The following is a 13,954-nucleotide window of genomic DNA, read 5'->3' as shown; positions in this document are numbered from 1 at the left end:
CCACCCTGGAAGGAATCGCATGACTACCACGTCATCCCCGCCGGCGATCGCGGCGACCGGGCTGCGCAAGTCGTTCGGCGACCACGTCGTGCTCGACGGGGTCGACCTGAACGTCCCGCGGGGAACGGTTTTCTCGCTGCTCGGCGCGAACGGCGCCGGGAAGACCACCGCGGTCAAGATCCTGTCCACTTTGCTCAGTGCCGACGGCGGCAGCGCGCAGGTCGGCGGGCACGACCTCAAAGCCGAGCCCGACGCGGTGCGTGCCGCGATCGGCGTCACCGGCCAGTTCTCCGCGGTGGACAACCTGCTCACCGGCCAGGAGAACCTGTTCCTGATGGCGGATCTGCACCACCTCGGCCGGCGCGACGGCCGGCGCCGCGCCGCCGAGCTCCTCGACCAGTTCGACCTGGTCGAAGCGGGCGGCAAACCGGCCTCGACCTATTCCGGGGGAATGCGGCGGCGGCTCGACCTCGCGATGACGCTGGTCGGCAGCCCCCGGGTGATCTTCCTCGACGAGCCGACCACCGGGCTGGACCCGCGCAGCCGCCGGAGCATGTGGCAGATCGTCCGGGAGCTGGTGGCCGGGGGCGTCACCATCTTCCTGACCACGCAGTACCTGGACGAGGCCGACGAGCTGGCGGACCGGATCGCGGTGCTGGACCACGGCCGGCTGGTCGCGGAGGGCACGGCGGCCGAGCTGAAGCGCCGCATTTCCGGTGGCCACGTCCGCCTGCAGTTCGCCGACCCGCGCGGCCTCGACGCGGCCACGAACCTGCTGGGGCAGGTCTCGCGCGACAACGAATCCCTCGTCCTGCGCGTGCCCAGCGACGGCAGCCTCCGCTCGCTGAAGACCCTGATCGACCGGCTCGACGAGCGGGCCATCGAGGTCGACGAGCTGTCCGTGCACACCCCCGATCTCGACGACGTCTTCCTCGCCCTCACCGGCAACCCCGACCACGAGAAAGCGACCGCCCGATGAGTACCACCGCCTTGGCCGGCCCGGCCCCCGCGAGCCTCCGGTTCCATCCGCTGCGCGACTCGGCGACGATGTTGCGCCGCAACCTGAAGCACATGCTGCGATACCCGTCGATGACCGTGACGCTCGTCGGGATGCCGATCATCTTCCTGCTGCTGTTCGTCTACGTGTTCGGCGGCACGCTGGGCGCCGGGATCGGCGGGGCGTCCGGCGGGCGCGGCGAGTACGTCAACTACGTCGCGCCGGCGATCATCCTGATGGCCATCACCGCCACGGTCCAGGGCACCTCGATCTCGATGGCCATGGACCTGACCGAAGGCATCATCGCCCGGTTCCGGACGATGAACATCGCCCGCGTCTCGGTGCTGACCGGGCACGTGCTGGGCAGCATGATCCAGGCGGCGTTCGCGCTGGTGGTCGTGACCGGCGTCGCGCTGCTCGTCGGCTTCCGGCCGGCCGCGGGACCGGGGGCGTGGCTGGCCACGGCCGGTGTCCTGCTGGCGGTCACGTTCGCGCTCGTCTGGCTGGCCGTCGCGCTCGGCCAGGTGAGCAAGAGCGTCGAGACCGCGAGCAACGTCCTGATGCCGCTGGTGATCCTGCCCTTCCTCGGCAGCGGGTTCGTGCCCACCGGCTCGATGCCGGCCGGGCTGCGCTGGTTCGCCGAGTACCAGCCGTTCACCCCGATCATCGAAACCCTGCGCGGCCTGCTGATGGACCAGCCGATCGGGAACAACGCGTGGATCGCGCTCGGCTGGTGCGCCCTCATCGCCCTGGTCGGCTACCTGTGGTCCAAGAAGCTGTTCAACCGCGAATCCGCCCGCTGACCGGCTCTGGCCAAGGAGTTCACGATGTCGCACGAACCGATTCCCGACGTGGCCGAGCTGCCCTGGGCGCGTCCCGCGGGCTGCCCGTTCGACCCGCCCGCCGAGCTGGGCCGGATCCGCGAGCAGCGCCCGCTGAGCCGGCTGGCCTACCCCGACGGGCACCGGGGCTGGCTGGCCACCGGCCACGCGCTGACCCGCGCGGTGCTGGCCGACCAGCGCTTCAGCTCGCGGCCCGAACTGATGCACTACCCGTTGCCCGGCTTGGAAGAGTTCACCGAACTGCCGCCCGCGCCGGTCGGCGACCTGACCGGGGTCGATGCCCCGGAGCACACCCGCTACCGCCGGCTGCTCACCGGAAAGTTCACCGTCCGCCGGATGCGCCAGCTCGCCGAGCGCGTCGAGCAGGTCACCGCGGAGCACCTGGACGACATGGAGCGCCGCGGCCCGGACGTCGACCTGATCCCGGCCTACGCGCACCCCGTTCCCGCGGTGATGATCTGCGAGCTGCTCGGTGTGCCGTACGCCGACCGTGATTCCTTCCAGCGCCACGCGGCGGAGATGTCCCGGTCGGACGCCACGCCGGAGGAGCAATTCGCCGCGTACGGCGAGCTGCAGGCGTACGTGGGCGAGCTGGTCCCGGCCAAGCGCGCCCGGCCCACGGACGACGTGCTCAGCGACCTGACCACCAGCGACCTCACCGACGAGGAGCTGGGCGGGGTCGGCACCTTCCTGCTGGGCGCCGGCCTCGACACCACCGCCAACATGCTCGCGCTCGGCGCCTTCGCCCTGCTGCGGAATCCCGGCCAGCTCGCCGTCCTGCGCGGTGGCGACGAGGACGGGGCGGAAAAGGCGGTCGAGGAACTGCTGCGCTACCTGAGCATCGCCCACACCGGGGTGCGGACGGCGCTGGAGGACGTCGAGCTGGGCGGGCACCTGATCAAGGCCGGGGAGTCGATCACCATCTCGGTCCAGGCCGCGAACCGCGACCCGGAGAAGTTCGCCGATCCCGACCGGCTCGACCTGAACCGGAAGGCCACCGGGCACCTGGCCTTCGGGCACGGCATCCACCAGTGCCTCGGCCAGCAGCTGGCCCGGGTCGAGCTGCGCGTCGCCCTCCCGGCGCTGTTCACCCGGTTCCCGACGCTGCGCCTGGCCGTGCCGCCCGGGGACGTGCCACGGCGCCCCGGCCACCAGAACATCTATGGCGTGCAGCGGCTTCCGGTCACCTGGGACCAGGTCCTGAGCTGATCCGGGACCGCTCCCGGCGCGCCGGATTACGGTCTCCGCATGGACGACCCGATGCGTGAATTCAGCCCGCTGCCGGAGCCCGCGCCGGTGCATCCCGACCGGCCGGCGGCCGCCATCGGCAACGCCTCCCTGCTGGGCGTCGGTTACCTGCTGCTGGGCCGGCGGGCGTGGGCGGTGGTCACCGGGCTGGTCACGCTGGTGTTCCTGGTGCTGCTCGGGGCGGCCGTCCCGGGCGGGTGGGCCGAGATCCTGTTCGTGGTCTGGTGGGCCGCCCTCATCGCGCACGGATGGCACCTCGCGGGGGCTCCGGCCTGGCCGGTCGCGGTGCGGCGGCCGAGGGTGCTGGCTCTGCTGGTCACGATTCCGGTGCTGCTGGGCATCGGGTACGTGCGGTTCGACGCCGTCAGCATCGACAACGGCATCGCCGAGGCCCGCGAGAGCGGGGACTGTGGGCAGGCCGAGTCCACTGTGGACCGGATCTGGTTCGGCCACTACGTCGTGGACGGCCCGATGACGGTTCGCGCTGATCAGACCGCCAAGGCGTGCGTCCGCCTGCGGGCGGTCGAGGGGACGCTCAGCTCCGTGGCGTGGCGGGGTGACACCAGTGGCCTGCAATCGGCTTACGGCGAACTCGGCGCGGTGCTCAGGGACCTGCCCGGCCACGACCGGATGGTCGCCGCGGCGCTCGACGGTTTCGCCGGCCGCCTGGCCGGCGGTGATCCCTGCGCCACCGCCCAGCTCACCGACTGGCTGCGGCAACGGCCGGCGAGCCACACCGTGCTCGACCGCGCCGCCGGCGTCGTCCCGAAGCTCGCCCCGGCGGCGCTGGCCGGGTGCGGAGACAAGCGGGCGAACGCCCGCAGCTGGACCGACGCGAAGGCGCGTTACCAGCAATTACTGGACCAGTATCCGGGCAACGCGCTCACCGCGAAGGCGCAGGAGGGCGTGAAGCAAGCTACGCAGGGCCTTGAACTCCAGCACCTGTTCACCTTGGGCCAGAACTACTGCACGACGCCGGCGGTCTACAGCGGCGCGGCCCCGTATGTGAAGGGAGCCGCGAATCGCGCGGTGGTCTACCACAGTGACACCTACGATGACCTGTACCTCAAGAAGATTCCCACCGGGTGGCAGGCGGACGTCAGTCAGGCCGTGATGGTCGTCTGCATCGGCGAGCGGGACGCCGGCGCGCCGATCCGGACGTGTCCGTACCGGAGCGAGTCGGACGGCAAGGTGCGGAACGTGACGTTCAGCAAGATGGCGTTCCCGGTGAAGGCGTACGAAGTGCGGACCGGCAAGCTCGTGGTCGACACCCGGGTGGAGATCGGCGGTGCGGTCTGTCCGTCCACAGTGACCAGCTTCGGTGAAAACGACCAGTTGCGGATGGTCGCCGAACCGTCCGACGACGATATCCGGGACGCTTTCGCGCCGGTGTTCACGTCGTGACGCTTCTCAAGGCCGGGGCTGGTCGGCTGCGATGAGACGGGCCATGTTCGCGGCTTGATCCTCCGCTTCGCGAGCCGAGGTGTAGATCCCTTCGAGCACAAACGCGGCGAAACCATGGGCACCGGCTGCGACCGCGTGGACGAGGCCGAGGGCCTGCTTCGAGTCGGGGCGCAACCGTGTCGCCGCGTCGTGCAGCACCAGCAGTAGCCGCTGCCCGGCCTCGGCGAGGGCCGGGTAGCGGGACTTGTCGAGGCCGGCGCTGAACGTGGCCTCGAAAAGGCCGCGCTCTTCGACGGCGAACCTCACGTACGCCGCCGCGAAGCGGGCCATCTGCTCGACCGGGTCGACGGTGGAGGCGAGCGCCGCGCCGTAGCGGCGGCGTTGTTCGTCGTAGCCGCGTTCGGCGAGGGCGGCGAGGAGAGCGTCACGATCCGCGAAGTGCTTGTACGGCGCGGCCACGCTCACCCCGGCGCGGCGGCACGCTTCGGCCAGGGTGAAGCCGCGCGGCCCGTTCTCGGCGATCAGCTCCAGTGCCGCGGACTCCAGGGCGTTGCGGAGGTCGCCGTGGTGCTTGCCGGTCGGGCGGGTTGCGCGGGTCGTGGGTGTCTTGCGGTCGGTCACCAGCCGAGGTTAACATCACTTACCATGGTTAGTGTCATTTACCTGAGGAGCTCGCGATGACCGCCGTCCGCTTCGACCATGTCGGTGTCTCGGTCGCCGACCTCGACGTGCAGAAGAAGTTCTACGGCGACGCGCTGGGCATGACGGAGGTCGAAGAGCACCTCGAGATGCCTGACGCGGGCGTCCGAACCGTGATCCTGCGCGCCCCGGACGGGCTGAAGATCGAGCTGATCGAACGAAACGGGTCGGAGTCGCAGGAATTCGCCGACGCCTTCGACGGCGCGGGCGTGCAGGGCTACTTCCACTGGGCGCTCTACGTCGAGGACCTCGCCGAGTCGTTCGCCGCGATTCTCGCCGCGGGGGCCACGGCCGTGTCGCCACCGGCCCCGGCAATGCGTGCGGGGGCGACGTTCGCCTACGTCAAAGACCCCGAAGGCAATCTTCTCGAACTCATCCAGCCCGCCCGATGAGCACCGCCGTCATTCGCTGACCGGCTGCCCTGCTCGCCACTGACATCTACAAGCCTGTAGTTTTACTACGTGCCTGTAGAGACTTCGGAAGGCGAGCGCATGAAGCGTGTGGTGATCGTGTCCGCCCGGGTCGGTGCCGGGCACGACGGTGCGGCCCGGGAGCTGGCGCGGCGGCTGGAGGGGCGGGGGATCGGCGTCGGCCGGGTGGACTTCCTCGACCTGTTGCCGGGGCGGCTCGGGCGGGCGTTGTGCGGGGCCTACCACCGGCAGTTGCAGGTCGCGCCGCGTAGCTGGGACTGGCTGCTCGGGGCGCTCGGCTCGCCGGTCCCGGCGGCGGCTGCCCGGCGCTTCGGGGCGCTGGCCGCCCCCGGGCTCGCGGAAGCGGTGGGGGACGCGCAGCTCGTGCTGTCGACTTACCCACTCGCCACCCACGCGGCGGCCCGGTTGCGGGCCCGGGGGCTCGGACCGGCGCTGGTGGTGTACCTGACGGATCCGTCCGTGCACCGGCTCTGCGTCAGCCCGTGGGCCGACTTGACCGTGGCGCCCAACGAGATCGCGGCCGGGCAGGCCCGTGCTTTCGGCGCGGTCCGCACGATGGTCACGAGGCCGCTCGTCGCGCCCGGGTTCCGGCCGGCCGCCGGTGCCGCCGAGCGCGCGCGACTCCGGCTCGCGCACGGTCTCCCGGCCGACCGCGCGCTGGCGCTGGTCGTCTCCGGCTCCTGGGGTGTCGGCGAAGTCGAGCGGACGGTCGCCGACTTAGTCACCGACGGCACGGCCGAACCGGTGGTCGTCTGCGGCCGCAACGACGCGCTGCGCCGCCGCCTCGAACGCGCCGGGCTCCGGCACGTGTTCGGCTGGGTGGACACGATGGCGGACCTGATGCGCGCGTGCGACGTCGTGGTGCAGAACGCCGGCGGGCTCACCACGTCGGAGGCGCTCGCCACCGGGCTGCCGGTGCTGACCTACCGGTGCCTGCCCGGTCACGGCCGCGCCAACGCCGCGGTACTGGACCAGGACGGGGCGGTGCCTTGGGTGCGTTCGTCTGGCGAGCTCGGCGCTGCCGTCCGGGCGGCGCTTGCGGCTGGGCGGGTTGAGCGGCTGGTGTCGGTTGAGGTGGCTGGGTGATGGGGGGTGGTGGCTGTGGTCGGGTGGGTCGGGCTGGTGGTGTTGGTGGGGGTGGCTGGGTGATTCGGGCGGCGGCTGTGGCTGGGCGGGCCGGGCTGCTGGCGCCGGGTGGCGGCCGCGGTCGGGTGGGTCAGGCTGGTGGTGTTGGTGTTGGTGTTGGTGGGGGTGGCTGGGTGATCCGGGCGGTGGCCGCGCTCGCCGGTCCGGCAGTGCTGTTCCTCCCGCTGGTGCTGGTTGAGGTGGCCGGGCGATCCGGGGCGGCGCTCGCGGCCGGGCCGGTCAAGTCGCTGGTTCGGGTTGGGGTGGCGAGGTGATCCGGGTGGCGGCTGTGGCCGCGCTCGCCGCGTATGCCGGTCCGGCGGTGCTGTTCCTCTCGCCGGTGCGGGCCGCGGTGGCTCCGGGGCTGGCGGGGCTGGGCGATCCCGGGCACGTCGCGCTGACCTTCGACGACGGCCCGCACCCGCGGTCCACCCCCCACTTCCTGAGGCTGCTGGCCGATTCCGGGACCCGCGCGACGTTTTTCGTGCTCGGCCGCGAACTCGCCCGCACCCCGGACCTCGGGCGTGAGATCGTCGCGGGCGGGCACGAGATCGCCGTGCACGGCTGGGACCATCGGTGTTTCCTGCGCCGCTCGCCGTCGGCCCTGTACGACGACCTCGCGCGCACCGTCGAGCTCGTCACCCGGATCACCGGCGCGCGGCCACGCTGGCTGCGGGCACCGTACGGTGCGTTCACGACCGCATCCCTGTTCGCCGCGCGACGGCTGGACCTTCGCCCGGTCCTGTGGACGGCCTGGGGTTTCGACTGGACCAGCCGCGCGACGCCGTTTTCGGTCGCCGCGACCGTCCACAAGGGACTTCGAGGTGGCGGCACGATCCTGCTGCACGACTCCGACATCGCCGCCGCGGTCGGCTCCTGGCGTTCAGCACTCGGCGCACTCCCGGCGATACTCGCCGGCTGCCGTGACCGGGGATTGGCCGTGGGGCCCCTGTGCGAGCACGGCAGTCTCTACGGCGCTGGAGCAGTAAACCGGCTTGATACTACGTTGGTGTAGAAGTTGGACATCGGTGTATGTAGTGAGCTGGAGGAGTGGGCTTGGGCGCGCCGCCGGGGTGTGGTGGAGTTGGCGGCGACGGTGTGGGTGCCGGTCGCGGTCGGGTTTCGTGAAGCCTCACACCGGCCACCCCTCCTGGCGATACCCGGCGTCCCAGAACATCCACTCGTACTGTGCCGCGGTGCGGTTGCGGGCGCGCATCAGCTCCCGCTCGGGCTCCGGCACTTCCGCGGCCAGCCGGTCGGTGGCTTCGAGCACCTCGGCGACCACCGACTGGAAATCCGTGTCGCCGTAAGCGTTGATCCACCGGCTGAACACCGGGTCGGGGGAGCCGGCCTCGCGCAGGTGCTGCCCGACCCTGGCGTAGAGCCAATAACACGGCAGCACCGCGCCCACGGCCTCGGCGTACGACCCGTCGTAGGCGGTCGCGAGCAGGAAACTGGTGTAGGCCAATGTGGCCGGCGCGACCGGCTCGGCTTCGGCCGCTGCGGCGGTGGTGCCCAGCGCGGCGAACAGTTCGGCGTGCAGCCCCTGCTCGGCGGCGACGGCGTTGGCCGCGTGGCCGGCGAACATCATCACGTCGGAATCCCGCCGGGCCTTGGCCGCGCACAGGGCCAGCACCCGCGCGTAGGTGCGCAAGTAGTGCGCGTCCTGAGTGAGGTAGTGGCGGAAGGCGGCGTGCGGCAGAGTGCCGTCACCCAATCCCGTGATGAACGGATGGACGAGAACCTTCTTGTGGACATCCTCGATGTCCGACCACAGCACCGCGGTGAACCGTTCCCCCTTGGCCATTTCCGTGACTTTAGCCCGATCCCGCCGGACCGGCGACGAGGGGACCCGATCGGAGCAGTCCTTGACGGTGCCCGAAAAAACCGGGTGGGGGTCGGCCCTCGGGTGCGGAATCCGCGTAACCGCACGGTAAGGAACTTCGACCGGGAACCGTGTGAGACTGGTGTGATCCGACCAGGAGGTCACTATGGCCAGCAGTCACTCGCACCGGATATCGACCGGCAGCCCGGCCAAGAGCCGGCTGGCGACGGCCGGGGTCTCGGTCGTTTTCGCCTTGGTCGTCGCCGGCGGCGCGAAAGGCGCTTTCGAACTCAGCGGCACCATGATGACAAACGTCGCGCTCATGGGCGCCTGGCTGATGTTCACCCTGGGCCTGGCGTACGCGGCGGTCCGGCTGCGCCCCAGGATCGGCCTCGCGCTCCTGGCGGGCTTCGGCCTGGGCGCGTTCCTGGTCGTGATCTTCGGCGGCATGCAGATCCTCAGCTGACCGGCCGGACCACGCCATACCGGATTCGCGGGCAGGTCCGCGACCTCTGCTCCGCCGGTGCTCGATCACCGGCGAGACTTCGACGAGGTGGCGGAGTCCACATTCGCCGTCGAGGCGGCCGCGGAGCGGTCCCGGTCGCCGGACCCGCCCGTTCGGGTTCGGTCGTGGCCACGGCCAAGCCTTGCGGCCGTCAGGACCGAATGCCTTCCATGACTGTCACCGAGACCAGCGCTCCTGAGACCCCCGTGCCGCGCGAGCGCGTTCGGTTGCGGTTGCCGTCGGCGGGGTTGTGCGGGGTATTGGCGCTGGTGGCCGCGCTGGCGGCGGGGCACCTGGTGGCGGGCTTCATCAGCATCAACGCGTCGCCGTATCTGGCGGTGGGCAATGGTGCGATCGATCTGACGCCGGTGGAGCTGAAGGATTTCGCCGTGCGGACGTTCGGCACCTACGACAAGGTCGTGCTGCTGGGCGGCATGGCGGCGGTGATGGTGGTGGTCTCGGCGCTGGCGGGGGTGGTGTCGGCGCGGTCGCGGTGGCCGGGAGTGGTCATTGTCGCGTTGTTCGGGCTGGTGGGTGGGTTCGCGGTGTTCGAGCGGCCGGACCTGAACGCGGTGGCGTTGCTGGCGCCGTTGGCGAGTCTGGTTGCCGGGGTGGCGGTGTTCGTGGTGCTGCATCGGCTGGCGCCGCGGAAGAACGCGGCGGCCCAGGGTGAGGGGGAAGGTGCGTCGCGGCGGTCGTTCCTGCTGGGCGGGGCCGGTGTGGTCGTCGGGGCGGGTGTTCTCGGTGGGGCGGGACAGCTGGTCAGCGGGACCCGGGACGCGACGGCGTCACGGGCGGCGGTCGGGACGCTGACACCGGCGGTGGCGGCGCCCCCGATTCCGGCGGACGCGGACTTCGCCAAGCTGGGGACACCGCCGTTCGTGACGCCGAATGCGCAGTTCTACCGGGTGGACACGGCGTTGTCGGTGCCGCAGGTGCGGACGGAGGACTGGTCGTTGCGGATCCACGGGATGGTGGACCGCGAGAGGCGGTACTCGTACGGCGACATCCGGGACCGGCGGCTGACCGAGCGGACGATCACGATGACGTGTGTGTCCAATGAGGTCGGTGGCACCTACGTGTCCACGTCGGACTTCATCGGGGTGGACCTGGCGGACCTGCTGGCGGAGGCGGGGGTGCGGCCGGGCGCGGAGCAGCTGTTCTGCACGAGCGTGGACGGCTGGACGTCGGGGACGCCGGTGGCGGCGGCGCTCGACCGGGGGAGAGGGGCGATGCTGGCGATCGGGATGAACCGGGAGCCGTTGCCGTTGGAGCACGGGTTCCCGGCGCGGTTGGTGACGCCGGGGTTGTACGGCTATGTGTCGGCGACGAAGTGGGTCGTGGACATCGAGGTGACGACGTGGAAGGCGCGGCAGGCGTACTGGCTCAAGCGGAGCTGGAGCGAGCAGGCTCCGATCAAGACCGAGTCACGGATCGACCAGCCGAAGGGGTTCGACACGGTCGCGTCGGGCGTGGTCCGGGTGGCGGGGATCGCGTGGGCGCAGCACACCGGGATCGAGCAGGTGGAGATCAAGGTGGACAGCGGTGGGTGGCAGCGGGTGATGCTCTCGGCCGAGGTCAACGTGAATACGTGGCGGATGTGGTGGGCGCAGATTTCGGTGAAGCCGGGCACTCACCAGGTGTTCGTCCGGGCGACGGACAAGGCCGGTTACACCCAGACTGACGCTCGCGCGGGCACCGTCCCGGACGGTGCCACGGGCTGGCACTCCACCACCTTCATCGCCACCTGACCCGGCCCTCTGAAAGAGCCGGGGCCGGATACCAATCCTCTCGACGGCCGGCACCGAATCCCCAGTGGCACCAACAGTTCAGCCACGGACTGTTCTTCCTAGCCTCTGGAGTGAATCCTCGTGAAGTCCCTGCGTATCGCTGGTCTTGGCGTCACCGCTGTCGCCGCCCTTGCCCTGTCCGCCTGCGGTAGCGGCACCGACAGCGGGTCGTCGGCGAGCAGCAGCGCGCCGGCCCCGTCCTCGTCGATGCAGGCCCCGATGTCGGGCGCCTCCGACGCGTCCGGTGGCGTGACCACCAACGCCGACGTGTTCGGTCCGGCCTGCTCGCAGCTGCCGCAGGGCAGTGCCGCCGGTTCGCTGGACTCGATGGGCCCGCAGCCGGTCGCGTCCGCCGCCTCGACCAACCCGCTGCTGACCAAGCTGGTCGCCGCGGTCAAGGCCACCGACCTGGTCGACACGCTCAACAGCCAGCCCGCCATCACCGTCTTCGCCCCGGCTGACCCCGCGTTCGCGGCTCTGGGCGACGCGAAGTTCACCGAGCTGGCCCAGAACCCGACCCAGCTGGCGCCGATCCTGCAGTACCACGTCCTGGCCAAGCGCTACGACGCCAAGGGCCTGGCCGCGGCCGGCGGCTCGGTCACCTCGCTCGACACCGCGGGCGGCCCGCTCAAGATCGAGGGCACCGGGGAGAACATGACCGTCAACGGCGCCAAGATCCTCTGCGGCAACATCCCCACCAAGAACGCCACCGTTTTTGTCATCGACAAGGTCCTCACCCCGGGAACCAACAAGAACTGAACACGGCCGGCACTGTCCACAGTGGTACCACCGGGCCGCCGTCGGGGCGCGCCCGGTGGTACCGCTGGATTACGTACTCGGTACGACCTCGAGGCTCTGTTCGCCGTTTTCATTCGCGCGTACGTCGGCTGATCCCACTCCGTCGCCGTATTTCAGCCACCAGCCCTCCGGGGGACGGACTCGCAGCTCGTAATTGCCGACCGGCAGCCCGGTGAGGAGGAAACGGCCGTCGTCGCCGGTGAACGCCGTGGCTGTGCGATCGATGTCGTAGAGCCCGACCACGGTCACACGCACCCCGGCGACGCCTTCGCCGGGGTCGTTCCGCCCGTCGCCGTTGCGGTCGTAGTAGCTCTGTCCGGTGAGGATCCCGGTCGCGCCGGGGACCGACGCCCGGGCGTCGCCGTAGTTGTTCGAGTCGTCGGAGTCGCCGTTGGCGCCCCCGAAGGCGAAGGCGACCAGGACCCGGCCGACGTTGGCCGAGCCGGCCGACACGGTGCCCCGGAGCGTCACACTCGCGGACTGGCCGGCCGGGACGGTGATGCCCTCGTCGCCGAAGCCGACGCCGCCCCAGTCGGTGATCTGCAGTTCCCACGGATCGCCGCTGCCGCCGGCGGTGATCACCACCTTTTCGGCGTCGACGGTGCCGAAGTTGTGGAGTACGTAGGTGACGGCGGCCGCGTCTCCGGCGGCGTACTCGTAGTGGTCGAACCGGGTCGACTGGACCGCCAGATTGGGCAGCTCCGTGCTGGTCCGGGGCGCGGACGAAGCATAGGTGGCCGCGGACAGCACCAGCGTCGTACTCAACGCGCCGACGGTGATGGCTCTCCGGATGCGGACAGAACTCGGCATCGATCCCCCTCTTGGTCGAGCCCGCGCACCTCACGCGGGCAGCCGGGAGCGCCGCTCCCGGCTCGGACTACACGCGCCAGGGTGTTGCGAGGTTGGTTCCTTTCACCCGATTGGCCCAACGATCTGTCTTGATGTCCGGTTCTGGGCCGCGGTCCGCGCGGGCGGTAGTGCGCCGTGACCGGGTGGGAAAACGCGTCCGTCCATTCCGGGTGGTGCCAACGTTCGTCGGTATTCGCGGGCATAAACCGGCCGTACCGTGAAGTGGATTGAACCACTGCTGAAAGTGCCGCCGCGCCGTGCTTGACGAATCTGGGCGCAGCTCCCGCGGCTCGCACGGCCTGTGCCCCGGCTTCGTCGATCACCGTCACCACGAGCTTGCCCGCGTCGTCCAAGTAGGAACCGGCGCTGGCGTCGCCCAGTTGTGCCGACAGTTCGGCGGCCGGCTGAACCGGACTCGGCGCGGCCTGGCTGCTTGGTGCGAAGAGCGGGCCACTCGCGACCATGGGCCGCAGCCTCGACACCCTTGGCCGGACGGCGACGATCCCCGGCACGGCCTGGGCGATCGACCCGGTGACCGACCAGGTCGTGGTGTCCGCCGATGACGGCCTGGCCGCCAAGGACCGCGATCGGCTGAAGTCCGTGGTGGCCGGCCTCGGCGACACCGCGAGACTGCAGGAGGTGAAAGGCGGATACCGCACCACGATCGCCGGTGGTGACGCCATCATCGGCGGCGGCGTCCGATGTTCGCTGGGCTTCAACGTGAAGAAACCCGGTACGCACACCGCGTACCTGCTCACCGCCGGCCACTGCGGCAACGTGGCCTCGACCTGGGCGACGTCAAGCGGCCAGACCATCGCCTCCCGCGTCGGCACCAGCTTCCCCGGCAACGACTACTCGCTGTTCCAGTACACCGCCACGACCGATCGCCCGGGTTCGGTGGACCTGTACAACGGCACGCTGCGCGACATCGCCAACGCGGGCACCCCGGTGGTCGGGCAGACCGTCGGGCGCACCGGCAGCACCTCGGGCTTCCACACCGGCAAGGTCACCGGGCTCAACACCACGGTGAACTACAACGACGGCACCACGGTGACTGGCATGATCGCGACCACAGTGTGCGTCGAAGGCGGCGACAGCGGCGGTTCGCTCTTCGCCAACAACACCGCGCTCGGCCTGACCTCGGGCGGTAGCGGGAACTGCACCAGCGGCGGGCAGTCCTTCTACCAGCCGGTGACGGAGGCGCTGAACGCGTACGGCGTCGCCGTTTACTGATCCCTGCACGGTTTCCGTCGCCAAAGCACGGCCCGGGCCAGGCGCTGTGGGTCTGGTCGATGTCGTGCCCCAGCCCGGGAACCAGGACGAGTTCGTCCCAGCCGAGTGGACCGGACGTGACCAGTGGTGAGGTGTGCTCCCGCGCGACCCGATCTTCGGCGACATACCGGGCCGGATCGTAGAAGCCCATGGACAGCACGGCCCGCTG

15 protein-coding genes are annotated in these 13,954 nt (G+C 70.6%); 12 read left to right on the top strand and 3 right to left on the bottom strand.

The features are described from left to right. Positions 1 to 19: 19 nt before the first annotated feature. From OG943_RS16830 to OG943_RS16815, 4 genes are read left to right on the top strand one after another with little or no spacing between them, the layout of a single operon-like run. Positions 20 to 979: an ATP-binding cassette domain-containing protein gene (locus OG943_RS16830; RefSeq protein WP_328610712.1), complete on the top strand. Its 960-nt coding sequence runs from the start codon at positions 20 to 22 to the stop codon at positions 977 to 979. Further along, a complete protein-coding gene (locus OG943_RS16825; RefSeq protein WP_328610711.1) occupies positions 976 to 1,800 on the top strand; it encodes an ABC transporter permease in 825 nt (274 codons plus the stop codon). The genes OG943_RS16830 and OG943_RS16825 overlap by 4 nt, the downstream gene beginning before the upstream one ends. Positions 1,801 to 1,824: 24 nt before the next feature. Next, complete coding sequence (locus OG943_RS16820; RefSeq protein WP_328610710.1) at positions 1,825 to 3,048, top strand: cytochrome P450; 1,224 nt, start codon at positions 1,825 to 1,827, stop codon at positions 3,046 to 3,048. Between the two features lie 39 nt (positions 3,049 to 3,087). Continuing rightward, on the top strand, positions 3,088 to 4,491 hold the full coding sequence (locus tag OG943_RS16815; protein ID WP_328610709.1) for a hypothetical protein: 1,404 nt from the start codon (positions 3,088 to 3,090) through the stop codon (positions 4,489 to 4,491). 6 nt (positions 4,492 to 4,497) lie between these two features. On the opposite strand, the gene OG943_RS16810 is transcribed toward OG943_RS16815, so the two are convergent. Next, positions 4,498 to 5,112, bottom strand: coding sequence for a TetR/AcrR family transcriptional regulator (locus tag OG943_RS16810; protein WP_328610708.1), 615 nt, complete (start codon positions 5,110 to 5,112; stop codon positions 4,498 to 4,500). A gap of 56 nt (positions 5,113 to 5,168) precedes the next feature. On the opposite strand from OG943_RS16810, the gene OG943_RS16805 reads away from it, so the two are divergent. The 4 genes from OG943_RS16805 to OG943_RS16790 all read left to right on the top strand — a co-directional run bounded on the left by OG943_RS16805 (position 5,169) and on the right by OG943_RS16790 (position 7,761). After that, positions 5,169 to 5,582 carry a VOC family protein gene (locus OG943_RS16805; RefSeq protein ID WP_328610707.1) on the top strand — a complete coding sequence of 138 codons (414 nt, stop codon included), beginning with the start codon at positions 5,169 to 5,171 and terminating at the stop codon, positions 5,580 to 5,582. Positions 5,583 to 5,681: 99 nt separating this feature from the next. Continuing rightward, the gene (locus OG943_RS16800) at positions 5,682 to 6,707 is read left to right on the top strand and encodes a hypothetical protein (protein ID WP_328610706.1); all 1,026 of its coding nucleotides are present in this window, start codon (positions 5,682 to 5,684) and stop codon (positions 6,705 to 6,707) included. Positions 6,708 to 6,880: 173 nt separating this feature from the next. Then, positions 6,881 to 7,021 (top strand): hypothetical protein, encoded by a 141-nt coding sequence (locus OG943_RS16795; protein WP_328610705.1) that lies wholly within the window; start codon positions 6,881 to 6,883, stop codon positions 7,019 to 7,021. A 5-nt stretch (positions 7,022 to 7,026) separates the two neighbouring features. Further along, on the top strand, positions 7,027 to 7,761 hold the full coding sequence (locus OG943_RS16790; protein ID WP_328610704.1) for a polysaccharide deacetylase family protein: 735 nt from the start codon (positions 7,027 to 7,029) through the stop codon (positions 7,759 to 7,761). Positions 7,762 to 7,878: 117 nt separating this feature from the next. Here the strand turns inward: OG943_RS16790 and tenA are convergent, their stop codons facing one another. Next, positions 7,879 to 8,553 carry a thiaminase II gene (tenA, locus tag OG943_RS16785; RefSeq protein ID WP_328610703.1) on the bottom strand — a complete coding sequence of 225 codons (675 nt, stop codon included), beginning with the start codon at positions 8,551 to 8,553 and terminating at the stop codon, positions 7,879 to 7,881. 184 nt (positions 8,554 to 8,737) lie between these two features. Here tenA and OG943_RS16780 point away from each other — a divergent pair, with 184 nt between their 5' ends. The 3 genes from OG943_RS16780 (at position 8,738) to OG943_RS16770 (ending at position 11,625) form a co-directional block, all read left to right on the top strand. Then, positions 8,738 to 9,037: a hypothetical protein gene (locus tag OG943_RS16780; protein ID WP_328610702.1), complete on the top strand. Its 300-nt coding sequence runs from the start codon at positions 8,738 to 8,740 to the stop codon at positions 9,035 to 9,037. Positions 9,038 to 9,246: 209 nt separating this feature from the next. Further along, positions 9,247 to 10,827, top strand: a complete 1,581-nt coding sequence (locus OG943_RS16775; RefSeq protein ID WP_328610701.1) for a molybdopterin-dependent oxidoreductase — start codon at positions 9,247 to 9,249, stop codon at positions 10,825 to 10,827. 120 nt (positions 10,828 to 10,947) lie between these two features. Continuing rightward, positions 10,948 to 11,625: a fasciclin domain-containing protein gene (locus tag OG943_RS16770; RefSeq protein WP_328610700.1), complete on the top strand. Its 678-nt coding sequence runs from the start codon at positions 10,948 to 10,950 to the stop codon at positions 11,623 to 11,625. A gap of 69 nt (positions 11,626 to 11,694) precedes the next feature. On the opposite strand, the gene OG943_RS16765 is transcribed toward OG943_RS16770, so the two are convergent. Further along, entirely contained in the window at positions 11,695 to 12,474 is a 780-nt protein-coding gene (locus OG943_RS16765; RefSeq protein WP_328610699.1) for an SdrD B-like domain-containing protein, read from the bottom strand. A gap of 501 nt (positions 12,475 to 12,975) precedes the next feature. Between OG943_RS16765 and OG943_RS16760 the strand changes: the two genes are divergently transcribed. Next, positions 12,976 to 13,746, top strand: a complete 771-nt coding sequence (locus tag OG943_RS16760) for a S1 family peptidase (RefSeq protein ID WP_328610698.1) — start codon at positions 12,976 to 12,978, stop codon at positions 13,744 to 13,746. The last annotated feature ends 208 nt before the right edge of the window (positions 13,747 to 13,954 follow it).

Origin of the sequence: Amycolatopsis sp. NBC_00345, from assembly GCF_036116635.1 — a bacterium.
Classification (GTDB): Bacteria; Actinomycetota; Actinomycetes; order Mycobacteriales; family Pseudonocardiaceae; genus Amycolatopsis.
This window is presented reverse-complemented; position numbering and strand designations above follow the sequence as displayed.

Coding starts and splice junctions, on each gene's coding strand:
- OG943_RS16830 (WP_328610712.1), top strand. CDS start 20: ATGACTACCACGTCATCCCCGCCGGCGATCGCGGCGACCGGGCTGCGC.
- OG943_RS16825 (WP_328610711.1), top strand. CDS start 976: ATGAGTACCACCGCCTTGGCCGGCCCGGCCCCCGCGAGCCTCCGGTTC.
- OG943_RS16820 (WP_328610710.1), top strand. CDS start 1,825: ATGTCGCACGAACCGATTCCCGACGTGGCCGAGCTGCCCTGGGCGCGT.
- OG943_RS16815 (WP_328610709.1), top strand. CDS start 3,088: ATGGACGACCCGATGCGTGAATTCAGCCCGCTGCCGGAGCCCGCGCCG.
- OG943_RS16805 (WP_328610707.1), top strand. CDS start 5,169: ATGACCGCCGTCCGCTTCGACCATGTCGGTGTCTCGGTCGCCGACCTC.
- OG943_RS16800 (WP_328610706.1), top strand. CDS start 5,682: ATGAAGCGTGTGGTGATCGTGTCCGCCCGGGTCGGTGCCGGGCACGAC.
- tenA (WP_328610703.1), bottom strand. CDS start 8,553: ATGGCCAAGGGGGAACGGTTCACCGCGGTGCTGTGGTCGGACATCGAG.
- OG943_RS16780 (WP_328610702.1), top strand. CDS start 8,738: ATGGCCAGCAGTCACTCGCACCGGATATCGACCGGCAGCCCGGCCAAG.
- OG943_RS16775 (WP_328610701.1), top strand. CDS start 9,247: ATGACTGTCACCGAGACCAGCGCTCCTGAGACCCCCGTGCCGCGCGAG.
- OG943_RS16765 (WP_328610699.1), bottom strand. CDS start 12,474: ATGCCGAGTTCTGTCCGCATCCGGAGAGCCATCACCGTCGGCGCGTTG.
- OG943_RS16760 (WP_328610698.1), top strand. CDS start 12,976: ATGGGCCGCAGCCTCGACACCCTTGGCCGGACGGCGACGATCCCCGGC.